Annotated in this window: 14 protein-coding genes; 3 read left to right on the top strand and 11 right to left on the bottom strand. The window is 71.6% G+C overall.

All coding sequences use genetic code 11. From position 1 onward, the window contains the following. Positions 1–32: 32 nt before the first annotated feature. The 3 genes from K7787_RS15135 to K7787_RS15125 form a co-directional block, all read right to left on the bottom strand. On the bottom strand, positions 33–1,637 hold the full coding sequence (locus tag K7787_RS15135; protein WP_223001721.1) for a class I adenylate-forming enzyme family protein: 1,605 nt from the start codon (positions 1,635–1,637) through the stop codon (positions 33–35). Beyond that, positions 1,630–3,174 (bottom strand): NAD(P)-binding domain-containing protein, encoded by a 1,545-nt coding sequence (locus tag K7787_RS15130; protein WP_223001720.1) that lies wholly within the window; start codon positions 3,172–3,174, stop codon positions 1,630–1,632. Before K7787_RS15130 ends, K7787_RS15135 begins: the two co-directional genes overlap by 8 nt. Before the next feature lie 237 nt (positions 3,175–3,411). Then, positions 3,412–4,476 (bottom strand): aldo/keto reductase, encoded by a 1,065-nt coding sequence (locus tag K7787_RS15125; RefSeq protein WP_223001719.1) that lies wholly within the window; start codon positions 4,474–4,476, stop codon positions 3,412–3,414. A gap of 118 nt (positions 4,477–4,594) precedes the next feature. Between K7787_RS15125 and K7787_RS15120 the strand changes: the two genes are divergently transcribed. Next, entirely contained in the window at positions 4,595–5,428 is an 834-nt protein-coding gene (locus K7787_RS15120) for an MmyB family transcriptional regulator (protein WP_223001718.1), read from the top strand. Between the two features lie 90 nt (positions 5,429–5,518). On the opposite strand, the gene K7787_RS15115 is transcribed toward K7787_RS15120, so the two are convergent. The 8 genes from K7787_RS15115 to K7787_RS15080 form a co-directional block, all read right to left on the bottom strand. After that, positions 5,519–6,832 carry an MFS transporter gene (locus K7787_RS15115; protein WP_247720906.1) on the bottom strand — a complete coding sequence of 438 codons (1,314 nt, stop codon included), beginning with the start codon at positions 6,830–6,832 and terminating at the stop codon, positions 5,519–5,521. 272 nt (positions 6,833–7,104) lie between these two features. Beyond that, complete coding sequence (locus K7787_RS15110) at positions 7,105–8,058, bottom strand: catechol 2,3-dioxygenase (RefSeq protein WP_223001716.1); 954 nt, start codon at positions 8,056–8,058, stop codon at positions 7,105–7,107. Continuing rightward, positions 8,055–9,137 carry a 4-oxalomesaconate tautomerase gene (locus tag K7787_RS15105; protein WP_223001715.1) on the bottom strand — a complete coding sequence of 361 codons (1,083 nt, stop codon included), beginning with the start codon at positions 9,135–9,137 and terminating at the stop codon, positions 8,055–8,057. Before K7787_RS15105 ends, K7787_RS15110 begins: the two co-directional genes overlap by 4 nt. Continuing rightward, a complete protein-coding gene (locus K7787_RS15100) occupies positions 9,134–9,829 on the bottom strand; it encodes a 4-carboxy-4-hydroxy-2-oxoadipate aldolase/oxaloacetate decarboxylase (RefSeq protein WP_223001714.1) in 696 nt (231 codons plus the stop codon). Before K7787_RS15100 ends, K7787_RS15105 begins: the two co-directional genes overlap by 4 nt. Then, positions 9,829–10,587 (bottom strand): PIG-L deacetylase family protein, encoded by a 759-nt coding sequence (locus K7787_RS15095; protein ID WP_009192392.1) that lies wholly within the window; start codon positions 10,585–10,587, stop codon positions 9,829–9,831. Before K7787_RS15095 ends, K7787_RS15100 begins: the two co-directional genes overlap by 1 nt. A gap of 48 nt (positions 10,588–10,635) precedes the next feature. Next, complete coding sequence (locus tag K7787_RS15090; RefSeq protein ID WP_009192391.1) at positions 10,636–11,289, bottom strand: GntR family transcriptional regulator; 654 nt, start codon at positions 11,287–11,289, stop codon at positions 10,636–10,638. 547 nt (positions 11,290–11,836) lie between these two features. After that, the gene (locus K7787_RS15085; protein ID WP_247720905.1) at positions 11,837–12,706 is read right to left on the bottom strand and encodes a 3-hydroxyacyl-CoA dehydrogenase family protein; all 870 of its coding nucleotides are present in this window, start codon (positions 12,704–12,706) and stop codon (positions 11,837–11,839) included. A gap of 127 nt (positions 12,707–12,833) precedes the next feature. Continuing rightward, positions 12,834–13,751 carry an NHL repeat-containing protein gene (locus K7787_RS15080; RefSeq protein WP_009192389.1) on the bottom strand — a complete coding sequence of 306 codons (918 nt, stop codon included), beginning with the start codon at positions 13,749–13,751 and terminating at the stop codon, positions 12,834–12,836. Between the two features lie 390 nt (positions 13,752–14,141). Here K7787_RS15080 and K7787_RS15075 point away from each other — a divergent pair, with 390 nt between their 5' ends. Both K7787_RS15075 and K7787_RS15070 read left to right on the top strand, forming a co-directional pair. After that, entirely contained in the window at positions 14,142–14,600 is a 459-nt protein-coding gene (locus K7787_RS15075; protein ID WP_106434071.1) for an acyl carrier protein, read from the top strand. A gap of 214 nt (positions 14,601–14,814) precedes the next feature. Then, positions 14,815–15,732, top strand: a complete 918-nt coding sequence (locus K7787_RS15070) for a beta-ketoacyl-[acyl-carrier-protein] synthase family protein (protein ID WP_223001712.1) — start codon at positions 14,815–14,817, stop codon at positions 15,730–15,732. Positions 15,733–15,956: the final 224 nt, after the last annotated feature.

Below are 15,956 nucleotides of genomic sequence, written 5' to 3'. Positions count from 1 at the left end.
CCGGCGAAGCCCTTGCGGAACATGACGCTTCGTCACATTTCCATGGACAGCCGCCGCTTGTCGGGCTTCCCGGCAGGGGTGAGCGGCACCTCGTCGATGAGGTGGAGGCGGGCGGGTGCGCACGCCTCGCCCAACTGCGCCGCCACCAGCTCGCGCAGTTCACCGGGGTCCGGGAGCCGACCGGCGGCGGGCACCACGAACGCGTGGACGGCCTCCCCGGTGTTCTCGTCGGGCACGGCGACGACGTACGCCTCGGCCACGGCCGGATGGGCGGCGAGCAGCCGCTCGATCGGACCGGCGTAGTACACGTTGGCGTTGACGATGATCACGTCACGGGTGCGCCCCGTGAGCCACAGCCGGCCCTCGGCGTCGAGGCGGCCGAGATCGCGGGTGCGCACCCAGCCGTCCACGAACACCTCGGCGCCGAGCGCGGGTTCCCGCCAGTAGCCGCACCCCTGCGACGGGGTCCGGACGAAGAGTTCGCCGTCGGCGCCGGGCGGCACGGTCCCGCCCGAGGCGTCCCGGACCTCCAGCTCGACGGGAGGCACGCCCAGCGAACCGGGCGGGTCCCCCGGGACGGCCATGGAGATCATGCCGGTCTCCGTCTGGCCGTACCCGTGGAAGACGACGGGCCCGAGCACCTCGACGGCCTCCCGCAGCCGCCCCGCGTCCAGCGGGGACCCGGACACCATCAGCGCCCGCAGCGCGCCCAGGTCCGCGGGCCGATCCCGCTGACCGGCCACAAGGCGGTTCAGCCGGGCCACGGTGATGACGCTCGCCGTCGCCCGGTGGCGCACGAGCGCGTCCGGGAAGACGGGCGGGTCGGCGGTGACGAGGGTTCCGCCGGCCGTGAGGGCGAGCAGCCCGTACTCCATCATCACCTGGCTCGCCAGAGTGCCGAACACCAGGAACCTCTCCAGCCGCGCGGCCAGCTCGCGGACGGCCGGCGGCCAGGCGTCGGGGCGCAGGGCCCAGGCGTCGGTCATCGCCGCGTAGGTCTGGGCGCAGGCCTTGGCCACGCCGGTGCTGCCGCTGGTGTGGATGAGCCGGGCGATGTCGTGCGGCCGTGCCGACACCCGGGGCCGCAGGCCGTCGTCCGGCGCCGACAGCAGCGCGTCGAGGGCGAGGACGCGTCCGGGCCACGGCGTGTCCGGACCGCCGCCGTCCCGGTCGCCGCCGTCCCGGTCGCCACCGTGCCGGTCGCCGCCGTGCCGGTCGCCACGGGCCCGGTCACCGCTGTTGCGGTCGCCAGGGGCTCGGTCGTCCGTGGTGGAGAAGTCGCTCTCCCGGCCGCCTGTGCCGGACACGCCGGCGGTCCCGACCTCGGTGACCCGCACGCGGGTGTCCGCCAGGAGGTGCCGCTGCTGGCGTCCGGTCAGTCCCGGCCGGACGCCCACGACGCGGGCGCCGACGACATGGGCCGCGATGATCGCGGCGAACGCCTCCGGGCTCACGCCCAGCAGCAGGCCGACACCGTCGCCGGGCCGGACGCCGTACTCGCGCAGACCACTCGTGGCGCGTCTGATCAGGCCGAGGAGCCCGGAGGCGGTGACCACCCGGTCGGCGTGCTCGAACACCGGCCGGTCGCCCGCCGCGTCGAGGAGGTCCAGCACGCCGCCGGGGAACTGCTCAGCCAAGGCAGGACTTCACGAACGCGGCGAGCGGCTGCTGGTGCACGGCCGGGATGTCCCAGTCGTTCTCCAGATTCTCCGCCAGGTGGTGGGTGCCGGCGAGGACGCCGTCGCGGTAGTGCCGGACCACGGGGTGGAGGTAGGCGGAGTCCTCCGCGTGCTCGGCGTCGTTCTCGGCCACCCGCGGCACACCGACGTCGAACGGGTCGGCCTGGTCGTGGTCGGCCCCGTACTCCAGGTCGGCGACGAAGCGGTGCGCGGCGGGCCCGAGCCCGCCGTCGGCGACGTGGTCGAGCGGGACCTCCTCCTGATAGCGGGCCGTCTCCCCGTCGACGGTCACCACGTCGCCGAGGAACCCGAACTGCTGCCACAGTCCGGACGAGCGGTTGACGCGGGCGATGACGGCGTCGGCGATCGCCTCCGGCGCCGCGGTGAGCGTCTGGGACGGCCAGGGCGTGTCGTGGTGGCGGGCGCGCAGGATGCGGTGCAGTGCGCGGGCGCCGTAGCGGAAGCCGTGGATGAAGCCGCTGGTGGATCTCTTGAAGTCCCGCTGCTGGGTCAGGGTGCCGGCGAAGTGGAGACCGGGGACGTTCACCGACTCGAACGCGGAGGTCTGCGCGGGGAACCGGTCGTCGATGGCGAGCGCGGGACGGCAGCTCTCGTCGAAGACCTCGGCGTCGAAGCGGAAGCCCGCGCAGAGGATGATCCGGTCGTAGCGCAGTTCGCGCAGGTGTTCCGTGGTCCGCGCGTAGCGGAACGCCACCCGGTACCGGCCGTCGGCGGTCCGCTCGATGCTCTCCACGGTGCCGTCCAGGACGGCGTTCTGCGATTTGAGCTGATAGCTGTCCAGGAAGTTGTTGTTCACCGCGCGCAGATGCCCCACGAAGTGGGTCTTCCAGGCCATCCGCACCGAGTGCGGGCCCGCGACATGGATGACCGCGGCCTTCTCCATGAGGGCGTCGGCCGTCTCGAACGCGGAGTTGCCCTTGCCGACGACGAGCACCCGCTGGTTCGTGAAGGACGCCGGGTCGGTGTCGAACGTGTCGTAGCGTTCGGCCAGTTCGATGCCCGGTATGCGCGGGACGTTGAGGCGGGAGACGCCGGTCGCCACGACGAGCCGCCGGGCCCGCCAGGTCCGTCCACCGGCGTCGAGGGCGGTGAAGACTCCCTCCGCGCGGGAGACGCGGACGACGTCCGTGCCGTACTCGACGCGGACGCTGGTGCAGTCGGCGAAGTCGGCCAGATAGCGCACCAGGTCGTCGGCGTGGGGGAAGTAGCGGTCGGTGTACCGGCCGAACAGCAGCCGCGGATCGTCGCTGAGCAGCGAGTTCCAGTCCATGCGGAGGTTGAGTTCCGGGTCGGTGCACCCGGTGTTGACCTTGTTGATCGATATCAGCCGGCGGTGCCGCGGATACGTGGTGAAGAACGTACCCGGTCCGCTTCCCCGCTCCAGGACGACGTAGTCGAGCCCGTCGCGTTCGAGCAGAGCGGCGAGTTGTAGTCCGGCCGGTCCGGCCCCGATGATGAGGTAATCGCGCACCATGAGCGGGACGCTAGCGGCCCCGACTCAGAGGGCTCTGAGATTGAGGCCCTCGCCGCGAAGTGCGCGCGCACCCGGGCGGTCACGAGCCTCCCGGCACTGAACTCCCGCCGCCGGAGGTCTCGTTGCCTCCTGCTCGCACGGTCACGCCTTCGCGGCCGGGCGAGGCTTGACGGCAGGGCGGCCAGGGCCGTCACCAGCGCGGCGCCGGACCCCGGCTCCTGCCGCCGCGGCCGGCCGTCAGCTACGGGTCTCGATCCGCAGGCCGCCCGTGGTCACCCGGCGGATGTGGTCGCTGGCCAACAGGTCGTGCGGCCGGCCGAGTTCGATCGTGCTCGCCGCGTCCAGGCGGGCCAGCTGGGCGGCCGTGAACTCGACCTCCAGGGCGCCGAGGTTCTCCTCCAGCTGGGTGGGGGTGCGGGCCCCGATCAGCGTGGTCGTCACGCCCGGGTTGCGCAGGGTCCAGGCCAGCGCGATCTGGGCCGGGGTGCGGCCCAGCTCGGCGGCGACATCCCGGGCGGCCCCGGCCACGGCCAGGTTGCGTTCGGTGAGCGTGCCCAGGGCGAGGTTGAGGCTCCTGCGGGTGCCGTCGCCAGCGCCGTCGCCCGTCGCGGTCACGTCGTCCCGGCCGTACTTGCCGCTGAGCACCCCGCCGCCCAGCGGTGAGTACGGCACCACGCCCAGGCCCAGTTCCCGGGCCATCGGGATCAGGTCGCGCTCCGCGGTGCGTTCGATCAGGCTGTACTCGAGTTGCAGTGCGACCAGCGGCGACCAGCCGCGCAGGTCGGCGATCGCCTGCATCCGGGACACCTGCCAGGCCGGGGTGTTGGAGATCGCCACGTACAGCACCTTGCCCTGCCGGACCAGGTCGTCCAGGCCGCGCAGGACCTCCTCGACCGGCGTGCGGAAGTCCCAGACGTGCAGGTACAGCAGGTCGATGTAGTCGGTGGCCAGGCGCCGCAGGCTCCCCTCCACCGAGCCGAACAGGGCCTTGCGGTGACCGCCCCCGGAGTTGGGGTCGCCGGGACGGCGCAGCGTCGAGTACTTGGTCGCCAGCACCAGGCGTTCGCGCTCCTTACGGGCGAACTCGCCCAGCAGGCGCTCGGAACTGCCGTCGGTGTAGGTGTCGGCGGTGTCCAGGAGGTTGCCGCCCAGCCCGACGTAGTGGTCGAACAGCTTGCGGGCCTCGGCCCGTTCGGCGCCCCAGCCCCACTCGGTGCCGAAGGTCGCCGTGCCCAGGGCCAGCGGTGAGACCCGCAGTCCCGAGCGGCCCAGCAGCCGGTAGGCGTCGAGGGTCAGTGCCATCAGATCCTCCTGTGCTCGTGGTCCGTTGCCGGGACCGAGTCTGTGGCGGCGGCGGCCCGGGGGTAAGGGACGGCACTTCCTGGGAAGACCGGTCCCACCCTGGGGCGTTGGACCGGTCATGACGTCCCGAACCATGGATCCCGCCCAGGAGTTGGCCGCCTTCCTGCGGAGCAGGCGCGAAGGCCTCGACCCCGACCGGCTGGGCCTGCCGTCGCCCCGGCGGCGCCGGCGGACGCCGGGGCTGCGCCGAGAGGAGGTCGCCGAACTGGCCGGGGTCAGCACCGACTACGTGGTCCGGTTGGAGCAGGGCCGCGGGCTGCGGCCCTCGGCAGAGGTGCTGGCGGCGCTGGCCCGGGCCCTGTGCCTGGATCCGAGCGAACGCGACTACCTGTTCGACCTGGCCGGACGCCGCCGCCCCGCCGCCGGTGGGCCGGCCGCCGGTGCGGCGCCGTCGCTGGCACGCCTGGTCGGTGATCTCTCGCCGCTGCCGGCCATGCTGCTGGACCACCGCTACGACATCCTCGCCTGGAACCCCGAAATGGCCCGGCTGCTCCCGGGTTTCGAGACCGTGCCGCCGTCACGGCGCAACGCGATGTGGCTGTGCCTGCTGCACCCGGCGATGCGCGGCTTCTACGCCGACCGGGAGCAGGTGCTGCGGGACGGGATCGCCCACCTGCGCGCGGCATGGGCCGCGCACCCGAAGGACCGGGAACTGTCCGGCCTCATCGACGAGTTCGCCGCGCAGGACGAGGACTTCGCCCGCCTGTGGTCGGAGCGGGAGGTCGGCGTCAACGGACGCGGCCGGAAGGCGCTGCGGCATCCGGTCGCCGGCGCGCTCACCGTCGACTTCGAAGTCCTGCTGCCGCTCCAGGATCCGGAACTGCGCCTGCTGGTCTACCGCGCCGCGGACGAGGAGAGCCGCGCGTCCCTGGACCGGCTGTGCGCGCGGTGACCGGGCCGGGAGGACCGGCCGACACGACCACCTGGTGCGCGACTCCTCGTGGGCCCCCGGCGCCGGAGGGTCTCTTCCGGCTGTCCGCGGTCAGACCTTGGCGGCCGTGCGGCTCTTGATGGTGAGGGCGGCCGCGGTCATCATGAGCGCGCCGAACAGCGCGGCGCAGGCGTACATGGTGAAGCCGATGTCGGCGTTGCCCGCCTCGATGAGGGCGCCGCCGATCCACGGGCCGAAGATGGCGCCGAAGCGGCCCATGCCGGAGACCCAGCCGAGGGCGGTGGGGCGGTCCTCGTCGTTGTGGTGGGTGCCGACCGTCGCGTAGACCATGGTCTGGCCGGAGAAGAGCAGCAGTCCGGCGCAGAAGACCACCGCGTACAGGGCGCCGACCGACATCTCGACGCCCATGAGGTAGACGAAGACGGCGGTCAGGACGAACCAGGCGATGACGACCTTGCGCGGGCCGATGCGGTCGGCGGTGCGGCCGGCGATGAGCATGCCGCAGATGCCGCCGACGTTCAGGAACGTCGAGAAGAGCAGCGAGTCGCCGGTGTCGTGACCGAGGTCGACCATGATCTTGGGCAGCCACTGGCCGACTCCGTAGACCAGGAGCAGACCCGCGAAGGAGGTCAGCCAGAAGCAGAGCGTGGTGGCCCACTGGCCGTGCCGGAAGAGGTTCTTCAGCGCGTCCAGCTTGTCCCCGCCGGTCGCCTTCGGCTCGGCCAGTTCGGTGCCGTAGTCGGCGGCGAGCAGCTCGGCGTCGGCGCGGCGGCCGCGGGTGAGCAGGTTGGTGGGCGACTCGGGCAGCAGCTTGACGGCGACCGGGAGCAGGATCAGGGCGGGTATCGCGGAGGCGATGAAGGCCGTTCGCCAGCCGTGGTCGTCGACCAGCCAGAGAGCGAGCAGCGGGGCCAGGGCGCCGCCGGTCTGGTGGGCGGTCATGATGACGCCGGTGGCGAGGGCGCGGCGCCCGCGCGAGGTGAACTCCATGCCGTACGAGATCGCGATCGGCAGCAGTGCGCCGAGGCCGAAGCCGCACACGAAGCGGAAGAAGCCGAACTGGTCCGAGGACTGGGACCAGCCGGTGCCCAGCGTGGCGAGGGTGAAGATCACGACGCTGACGAAGACGGTGACGCGGCGGCCGATCCAGTTCGAGGCCATGCCGGACAGGATCGTGCCGAGCAGCATGCCGAAGTTGGCGTAACTGCCGATCGTGCCGGCGGTGTCGGGGGTGAGACCGAGGCTGTGGCCGCCGAGCATCTTCGGCAGCACGGAGCCGTAGATGAACGTGTCGACGCCGTCGAGGAGGACGAGTCCCCAGCACAGGGCGATGACAGCGGTGCGGCTGCGGCGGGCCGCTGTCCCGGTCGCTCGGGCGAGTGGGGAGGTGGCGGAGGAGGACATCATTGTTTCCTCTCGTGCGGGACGTCAGGGCAGGGCCTTGGTCCCTGGCTGCAAGGGCAGTGGGCCGGTGCGGCTCGCGCGGCCGGTGGGGAGGGCGGACGGAGCATGCGCCCGGGAGGTACGGGCTCCGCGCGGGGAGCCTCGGACTCGCTGTGGCGTAGACGTTAAGAAGCCGATCCCGGTACGTCAACACTTTTGTTGACAATCGGAGAGGCCATTGGGCCCCGGAAGTCGGGAGCGCCGTCCTCCGGGGCCGGAAAGGGCGGTTCGGATCAGGGCTGCACGAGCGGCGTGCCGTGCGTGTGGAAGGATTCGATGGTCTGCAGGCCCCATGCCTGCCCCTTCCCGCGCTCCTCCTCCGTCCAGGTGATCAGCGGCCAGTCGGGGGCGAGGACGAGGCGGGTGAGCGGGTTGCACAGTTCGACGCGGTTGCCGCCGGGTTCGTAGACGTAGAGGAAGAACGTCTGCTGGATGGCGTGCTTGTGCGGTCCCGTCTCGATGAAGACGCCGGTGTCGATGGCGAGGTCGGCGGCGCGCAGGATGTCCTCGCGGGTGTCGGTGGCGAAGGCGATGTGGTGCAGCCGGCCCTCGCTGCCGGTCCAGTCGGACGTGTAGACGACGTCGTACGACTTGTCGGTGTACGTCAGCCAACGTGCCGCGATCTTCCCGGAGTCGAGCCGGATCTGCTCGGTGGGGCGGGCGCCGAGGAGCCTTTCCTGCCACTCGGCGTTGGACAGGACGTCGGCGGCGAGGAAGTTGACGTGGTCCAGGCGGCGGACGCCGACGCCGCGGTTGGGTTTGGCCTGCGGCTGGTTCTTGAGAGAGGGCTTGAGCGCCTCCGGGGCCCGGTAGTGCTCGCTGTCCCAGTACAGGGCGTGTTCGTGGCCGTCGGGGTCGGCGGTGACGTAGAGCGCGCCGAGCCCGGGCTCGTCCTCCGTCCAGTGGCCGGCGCCGCCCGCCGCCTCGACGGCCCTCACCCGGCGCCGGAGCGCCTCCTCGCTGGAGGTGCGCAGGGCGAGGCGGCCGAGGCCGGGCTGGTCGCGGGCGGTGAGAACGAGGCTGTGGTGCTCGTAGTCGTCGAAGGTGCGCAGGTAGACGGTGTCGCCGTCCTGCCCGTTGACGGTCAGGCCCAGGAAGTCGGTGAAGAAGGCGACGGAGGCGTCCAGGTCCGGGGTGAACAGCTGGACGTGGCCGATGTGGGCGATGTCGCCGAGAGGCGGGGTCATGAGCGACCTCCTGTGGGTGGTACGGGGAAGACGGTGCCGTCGAAGATCTTGCGGGCGGTGCGGACGACGGCGGTGCGACGGGCCCTCAGGCCGCCGTCGGGGGCGTGCTCGACGCTGCTCTCGATCTCGGTGAACCCGCTGGGATGCTCGATGCGCAGCCGATCGCCCTCAGCGGGGAGGGCCGCGATGCCGTGCGCGACGCTTCCCTCGATCCGCAGCCCGGCCGCCACGCTCGCGGCGCCGAGGACGCCGATGGAGGTGTGGACGCGGGTCGGGATGAAGGTGCGGGTGGTGACGGCGCCGCCGTGGCGCGGCGCGGAGAGCAGGGTGAGCTTGGGGACGGTGGTGCCGGTGACGTCGCCGAGTCCCATCAGACGGCCGGCCGCCAGCCGTATGTCATGGAGTCGGGCGGTCAGTTCCCGGTTGCCCTCCAGGTCCGTCGGGTCCTCCTGACCGGTGACCGCGAGGGCCCCGGCCGGCATCAGGACGGTCGGCATGCCGTTGTCGACGCAGGTGACCTCGATGCCGGCGACCGTGTCGCGCACGTTTCCCGTCGGCAGCAACTCCCCCTTGCGCGGCGGGAATTCGATGACGACGGCGGCGGCGCTCCCGGGAACTCCGGAGATTTCCGTGGCGCCGCCGTAGTCGGCGCGGCCGTCAGGGGTCGGGAACGTCGCCGTGGCGAAGTCACCGGAGTTCACCATGCGGATCCGTACGGACGTCTCGTCGGTCCCTGCTCGTACGAGTCCGCGCTCGACGGCGAACGGGCCGATCCCGGCGAGCAGGTTGCCGCAGTTCTGGCGGTCCGACACCTCCGCCTTGTCCACGGCGACCTGGAGGAACAGGTAGTCGACGTCGGCCTCGGGGCCGGCCGACGGGGACACCACGGCGACCTTGCTCGTGAGCGGGTGGCCGCCGCCGAGGCCGTCGATCTGGCGCGGGTCCGGACTGCCCATGATCCGCAGCAACAGCTCGTCGCGGACGGTCTGTTCGGTGGGCAGGTCGTCGGCCAGGAAGTAGGCGCCCTTGGAGGTGCCGCCGCGCATGAGCATGCAGCGGACCTCGGTGGGGCCGGTCACGACCCGGCCTCCCCGTACGGCCGGTAGGTCACCCCGAGCCTCGTGAGCGTCTCCCGCAACCCGTAGCGGTCCAGGCCCAGTTGGCCCTCCAGGAAGGCGGCGCGGGCCCCGGCCTCCTTCCGCTCGCGGGCCTCGGACGCCTCGGCGGTGTCGCGGGCACGTTCGCGCGGGACGACCACCACGCCGTCGTCGTCGGCGACGATCACGTCACCGGGGCGGATCACCTGGCCGCCGATCGCGATCGGCACGTTCACGCTGCCGCCGGTCGCCTTGACCGTGCCCTGCGGGCTGACGGCGGCGGACCAGGCCGGGAAGCCCATCGCGCGCAGCTCGGCGGTGTCACGTATGCCGGTGTCCAGGACGACGCCACGCACCCCGCGACGGGCGAGCGCTGTGGCGAACAGCTCGCCGAACAGGCCGTCCGTGCACGGCGATGTGGTGGTGACGACGAGGACGTCGCCCTCGCCGCACTGCTCGACCGCCGCGTGGATCATGAGGTTGTCGCCGGGCCAGCACAACGCCGTGACGGCGGTGCCGGCGACCCGGACGTCTTGCTGGATCGGGCGCAGGTGGCTGCCGAGGAAGCCGGTGCGGCCCATGGCCTCGCTGACGGTGGCGGTGCCGTACCCGGCGAGCGCCGCGACGTCCTTCGCCTCGGCCTTGGGCGGGTCGGTGACGATGACGCCGGGCATCAGGCGAGCTCCTTCGCGATCTGCGGGTAGGGCCGCATGTACGCCTCGGCCATGGTCTTGTGGGCCAGGCCCAGATTGGGGCCGGCGTTCCGCTTGAGCTGCACTCCGCGGCGTACGGCGAGATCGGTGTAGTAGTCCCACAGGTGCTGCTGTGCGCCCAGGCACTCCATGGCCTTGCGCTTGGTGTCCCAGACCTCGGTGATGTCGAGGAGCACCTCGGGTTTGAAGCCGCTCATCTCGGGCTGGTGCGGCTCGAAGTAGAAGACGGGCGGGGCGCCGATGATCTCGCCCTCGCCGGGGTAGCCGATGGCCTGGGCGAGGACCCGGGCCTCCAGGGCCATGCGGTGGGCGGCCGGGTGGTCGCCGTTGTACGGGTCCTCGACCGGGTGCGTGAGCACGACGTCCGGCTGCGTCTCCCGGTAGACGGAGACGAGCCGGTCGGTCAGCTCGGCGGTGGCGACCAGCGGGTAGTCGCCGGCGTCGAAGAAGCGGACCTCGGCGCCGAGCGTCGCGGCGGCGCGCTCGGCCTCCTCGCGGCGGATCGCCTTGATCTCGTCGAGTTTCTTCCCCTCCCGCCACGCCTTCGCCGACTCGCCGCGCTCGCCGAAGGTCAGGCACGCGATCGTGACCTGCTCGCCACGGGAGGCGGCCAGGGCGATGGCGCCGCCCGCCCGCCACACGAAGTCACCGGCGTGCGCGGTGACGACGAGGGTCGAACGGGGCGGGGCGACGGCGGGCGCGTCGTTGCCGTGAGTCATGCTGCATCTCCTTGGTGACAGGTGCCGCACCCGCCCCAGGAGCGCGGTTCAGTCGGCGCGCAGGGCGTCGATCACGCTCCTGAGGTGGGCGCGAACGGCCGTCTCGGCCGCTTGCGGATCCCTGGCCCCGATCGCTTCGATCACGGCCAGGTGCTCACTCAGGGACTGCTGCGGACGGCCCGGCCGCAGCGCCAACTGGAAGCGGTGGCGCACCAGTTGCGCGTTGAGCCGCTCCAGGAGACGGACGGCCGTGTGCTGGCCGGAGATGTCCCGGATCAGGGCGTGGAGGTCATGGTTGAGCTCGGAGTAGGTGACCGGATCGCCGTCGGCGACCGCCTTGGACATGGCCTTGCCCAGAGCGGTCAGCTCGTCGAGCTGCGCGTCGGTGGCCTCGGTCGCCGCCTTGGCCGCACACAGCCCTTCGAGCACCATCCGGCACTCCGTGATCTCCACGGCCTCTTCGACCGTCACCACCCGCACCCGCGAACCGCGGTTGCGGATCCGCTCGACCAGCCCCTCGGAGGTCAGATCGAGCAGTGCGGCACGCATGCTGGCACGCGTGACGCCGTAGTTCTCGGCCAGCTCGTTCTCCACCAGCCGCTGGGCCGGCGCCATCTCGCCCCGCAGGATCGCCTTCCTGAGCCGCTCCAACGCGTACTGCTTGGCCTGCTCTCCGGAGCCTGGACGGGCTTCCTTCGGCATCTGCCCTCCCTGAGTGAGTGCCTGTCGACGCTAAATCTAGGCGAACAGAATTGTCAACGATTCTGTTCTCACTTTTGCCGACGGGTGAGTCGCGGTCGACGGGCGACCGTGTCGTCTTGCGGCGTGGGAAGGGGGGGGGCAGGACGGTGCAGGACGGGGTTGCAGGAAGGGGCGCAGGACGGTCCAGGCCCGGGCGGGCGGCACTGGCAAGGGCCTGCTCAACGGGCGTACGGTTTCATGGGGTTGGCGCTCGGCTCTTGTAGCCGGTCACTTTCGGCGACCCCGCCGCGGTACCGAAAGGAACCTGACGGCGGCCGCGCGGGTGCTGCCGTCGGCGGCGGCGCGGACCGCCGTCGGGGAACGTCACCGTCCGACGTCCGGTGGGTGCGTCACCGCCCTTGCCGCTCTGCCGGCCGGCGCTCGAAGGCACCGGGGCGCAGGGCTTCGAAGGGACGTCACGGCGAGAGCGGCGATGGCGTGCGGCCGGTCCGGCCGCAGGTCAGGCCTGGGGTCAGACCGCCGAGCGAAGCCGCAGCAATCATCACTGTCAGTCCTGTCGGTCGTAGGTGTAGAAGCCCTGCCCGGACTTGACCCCCAGGTGCCCCGCGTCCACGTACTTCTTCAGCAGGTCTTGGGGGCCGGTGGGGAGGTGGGGGTTCTCGGCGGCGTAGTGCTTCTCGATGTCCAGCACGACGTCCAGTCCCACCTGGTCCATCATCCGGAAGGGGCCGGCCGGAGTACCCATGTTGATCTTCCACATCTCGTCCACGTCCTGCGGCGTGGACACCCCTTCGGCGACGACGGCCAGGGCTTCGCGCTTGATGGCCGCCCAGATGCGGTTGAAGATGAAGCCCGTCGATTTCTTGTGAGCCTCGAACGGGAACACCCCGTACCGGGGCAACTCCTTCTTGAGCAGCTCCATGATCCGCGGATCGGTCTGTCCGTCCGACATGATGTCGACGGCGTTCTGAGCGGGCGGCTGGTAGAAGTGGATGTTCAGTACCCGCTCCGGGTGCTCGACCCGGTCGATGAACTCGTCCGAGGCGTAGGACGAGGAGTTGCTGGCCAGGATGGCGTCGGCGGGGGCGGTGCGGTCGAGTTCGCCGAAGATCTCCTTCTTCAGGTCGAGTCGCTCGGGCACCGCCTCGACCACGAGCCAGGTGTCCGCGAGGGCTTCGGCCAGGTCGTCGGTGATGTCCACCCGGCCCGGTCGGCCGCCGTCGAGCCCTGCGACGACCTCCGGGAGGCTCTCCTCCACGAAGCTGCGGGCCGCTTCGCCGGCCTGCGCCGACTTGTCGTAGATCCGCACCAGTCCGCCGCGGTCGGCGAACATCAGCGCGATCCGACGCCCGAGGGTGCCCGCGCCGATCACGGCCACCGGCCGGTTCTCGATGTCCGTGGGAAGTGTGAAGGACATGGTCGCTCCTGCTGCTCTCATGGGACCGCCGGGAACCGCGATCGCCTGTCGGAAAACCGCTCTTGCCGCCGGTCCGCCTGGCGGCGCGTACGGATGAGTTGCGGGACCGCGGGCCGGCCCGGTCCGCCTAGCTCAGCAGGCACAGCCCGGTCAGTGGGCGTCCGAGGCTGACGACGTCCCAGGGCGCCCGGGAGGCGGCGGGGCCGTCGGGCAGCGGTACGGCGCGGATGTGGCCGCCGAGGTCGGAGACGAAGGCAAGGCCCGACGCGCTGTCGACGGCGAGGCCGATGGCCTCGGCGAAGCCGTCGGCGAGGATCTCGGGGGCCCGCCCGCGGGCGCCCTCGGCGGGCAGGGGCGCTCGGTTGAGCGTGTTGCCGTCGGGGGCCGCCCCACGATCGGTCCAGTACAGCCACCCGCCGTCCAGGTGCAGATCGATCGGCTCGGGGAGGTCGCTCCACAGCAGTTCGACGTCAGAGCGGTCGGCCGCGCTCTGCCCCGCCGGAATCTCCAGACCCGCACGGAAGATCCGCCCCCGGCCGCCCTTGGCCGGGCCCTTCTGCGTCCAGTACAGGTGTCCGCGGTCACGATCCACGGCCACCCCGACGCACTCGCCGAGGACGCCGTCGGCGTCCGGGGTGGCCACCAGATCGGTCAGACCGCTCCCGTCGGTGCGAACCCGGCTGATCCGGTGCCCCTCACGGTCACCCCAGTAAAGCGTCCCCGCGCCGTCGGAGGTCAGTTGCTTGCCCGTGGTGATCGCTCCTTCCGGGAGCAGATCACGGGGCGAACCGCCGCCGAGGTCGAAGGCGTGGATGCCGCCGTTGCGGCGTGAGAAATCCTGGCCGGCCTCGCCCGGGACGTCCGGGTCGACCACCGGAGCCCCCATGGTCGTCCAGTAGGCGACGCCCGCGTCGACCACGATGCCGTCGGGTGCCGCGCCGGCGTCCTCGACAAGGGTGTTCACCTCGCCGTCGGCGGTGCTCACCCGCAGCACCTTCCCCGGCCATACCTGCAACACCAGCAGTTCCTTCGACACCGTGCCCATCCTTGCCCCTGAACTCTTCCCCGGGCGGTTCTGTCCCTGTCCTCCTCGACCGTTCTCGTGCCGTCCACGCCCGGTGGGCGCGGACATCACCGCAGTGCCTCGTCCGCACCGGACACCGGCCACCCGAACGGCTCAGGAACCGGCCGGGTGCGCCGGCCACGGAGTGGGGGGCGACGACCGGGCAGGAACACGTATGTCCACACCGGCGTACGCCCCGAGCCCGAAGAGAGCGTCGTGGTGTTGTCTCGCCGGCGAGACACGCGCAGCATGTGGAAGGCCCGCGAGGGTGTCCGCGCGCCGCGGCGAAGTGGCGCCGGCCGCCGTCCGGATGTCGAGTGTCGGATCGTTGCATGGGAGAGTCATGGCGAACCCAGTTCCAGGATCGGGGAGATGGCCGACGAGTCGCGGCGGAGAGGCGGCGGGCAGGTGACGACCGGCACCGGCGACAGCCTCCAGGCCGTCCGCGGCTATCTCGACGAGCTGATCCGGGCGCGACTGACCAGCCCGTTCAGCCGCGACACACCGTTGGTCTCGCTCGGGTTCGACTCGCTCGCGGCCATCGAGCTGTGGAGCCGGCTGCGGACCGACCTCGGGGTGGACGTCCCGGCCGGCGAGCTGCTGGACCTCACCCTGGACGGCCTGACGGCGCGGGTGCGGGCGGAGGGCGGGTCCGTCGCCGCGTTCGCTGCCGGACCGGTGGCCGACGGACCCGCCGGAGCGGACCTCGACGACGCCTCTCCGGAGGCGGCCGCGCAGTTGCTGGCGACCCTCGACGGCCTGGACGACGCCGGGGTGGAGCGCCTGGCGGCCGGACTCGGGCCCGGATCCGAGACGACGCCCGCGAACTGAGCCCGGCCCCCGGCACGGGCGGTCCGTCGTCCGTGCCGGCCGGCGACCGGTGCGGTGATCAAGGCTCTACGGGTGACCCTCTTTCCAGCGTGTGCTTCGTCGTCCGGGGCCGGACGCCGGCCGGCGTGGTCGTCGGCGGCATGCCGGGCCCCAGGCCGAGCCGGCCATCGCCCTGACTTGACCGACCACATACACATCACGTCGTGGAGCCCCGATGAGTTCCTCCTCCGTCTTCCTGAGCGGACCGCAGTACGTCCTGGGGGAGATCGCGTCGCACCACAGCGAGACTCCGGATCTGGAGGCGCGGGCCGCCGAACTGGGTGTGCCGTACGCCCCCGAACTCTGGGGCTGGGGCCATGTGCACCGGACCCACAAGTCGCTGGAGGACCTGGCGGTCGAGGCGGGCCGGGCCACTCTCCGCGCCGCCGGCGTCGATCCCTCCTCCGTCGACGCACTGGTGCTGTGCTGCACCAGCTTCCCAGGGGGTCCGGACAGCCACGGCGGTTTCGTGCGGACCGTCGCGGAGGGGTTGGGAACGTGTGAGACCGACTTCCTCGGCATCACGCTCGACCGATGCACGAACCTGCTGGCGGGCCTGCGAGTCGCCGAGGCCTTCGTCGCTGCCGGAATCCATCGGCGGGTCCTGGTCGTGACCACCGACAGAGTCACCGTCGAGGCGGAAAGACTGGCCAAGTTTGCCCTGTTCAGCGATGGCGCGGCCGGTGTGCTGGTGTCGGACGCCGACGGGGAGTACGAGATCGTCGCGAGTGCCGCAGCGCACGAGACGAAGGACCTGGACTGGTCGAACCAGATCAGTCCGGACCTCTCCCGCCGCGTGAACGCGCAGCTGATGAAACGTGCTTCGATGAGCATCGACCAGGTCGACATCCTCGTGCACACCAACATCTTCGAAGCCGTCATCGTCATGAAAGAGCTTCAGGCGGGATTCACGGCAGCGCAGTTGTACACGGACAACATCGCACGGGTAGGCCACTGCTTCGCCGCCGACCCCGTCATCAACCTGACGGACCTCGCGGCAGCCGGTCGACTCCGCGACGACGGCCACTACCTGCTGGCCGCCTCGGTTCCAGGGGTACGGTACGGGGTTCTGCTCCGCAAGCAGACGCGTTAACACCCGAACCGGCGTCACCGGCGGCATCGGCGTCGGTCGGCGGGGGCGTTGTCTCGCTGGCGAGACAGGCGCCGGCCGACACGTCGCCGCGGGCTCACGGCACCTCGTCTCCCGACCGGAGGAGACCCGGCACGGCGCCGGCATCGGCGTGGTGCCGCGGGAGGGCGGCGAATCTGGTGGGGCCGCGCCTGGGGCGCGTAAGTTTCATCGGGCATCGCCTGATC

The organism is Streptomyces sennicomposti (genome assembly GCF_019890635.1).
GTDB classification, from domain to species: Bacteria; Actinomycetota; Actinomycetes; order Streptomycetales; family Streptomycetaceae; genus Streptomyces; species Streptomyces sennicomposti.
Note: the sequence above shows the minus strand (reverse complement) of the source record. Positions and strands in the feature narration are given on the sequence as shown.

What these genes read in the sequence shown, in the direction of transcription:
- K7787_RS15130 (WP_223001720.1), bottom strand. Translation starts at nt 3,174, where the DNA reads ATGGTGCGCGATTACCTCATCATCGGGGCCGGACCGGCCGGACTACAA.
- K7787_RS15125 (WP_223001719.1), bottom strand. Translation starts at nt 4,476, where the DNA reads ATGGCACTGACCCTCGACGCCTACCGGCTGCTGGGCCGCTCGGGACTG.
- K7787_RS15120 (WP_223001718.1), top strand. Translation starts at nt 4,595, where the DNA reads ATGACGTCCCGAACCATGGATCCCGCCCAGGAGTTGGCCGCCTTCCTG.
- K7787_RS15115 (WP_247720906.1), bottom strand. Translation starts at nt 6,832, where the DNA reads ATGTCCTCCTCCGCCACCTCCCCACTCGCCCGAGCGACCGGGACAGCG.
- K7787_RS15110 (WP_223001716.1), bottom strand. Translation starts at nt 8,058, where the DNA reads ATGACCCCGCCTCTCGGCGACATCGCCCACATCGGCCACGTCCAGCTG.
- K7787_RS15100 (WP_223001714.1), bottom strand. Translation starts at nt 9,829, where the DNA reads ATGCCCGGCGTCATCGTCACCGACCCGCCCAAGGCCGAGGCGAAGGAC.
- K7787_RS15095 (WP_009192392.1), bottom strand. Translation starts at nt 10,587, where the DNA reads ATGACTCACGGCAACGACGCGCCCGCCGTCGCCCCGCCCCGTTCGACC.
- K7787_RS15090 (WP_009192391.1), bottom strand. Translation starts at nt 11,289, where the DNA reads ATGCCGAAGGAAGCCCGTCCAGGCTCCGGAGAGCAGGCCAAGCAGTAC.
- K7787_RS15085 (WP_247720905.1), bottom strand. Translation starts at nt 12,706, where the DNA reads ATGTCCTTCACACTTCCCACGGACATCGAGAACCGGCCGGTGGCCGTG.
- K7787_RS15080 (WP_009192389.1), bottom strand. Translation starts at nt 13,751, where the DNA reads ATGGGCACGGTGTCGAAGGAACTGCTGGTGTTGCAGGTATGGCCGGGG.
- K7787_RS15075 (WP_106434071.1), top strand. Translation starts at nt 14,142, where the DNA reads ATGGCCGACGAGTCGCGGCGGAGAGGCGGCGGGCAGGTGACGACCGGC.
- K7787_RS15070 (WP_223001712.1), top strand. Translation starts at nt 14,815, where the DNA reads ATGAGTTCCTCCTCCGTCTTCCTGAGCGGACCGCAGTACGTCCTGGGG.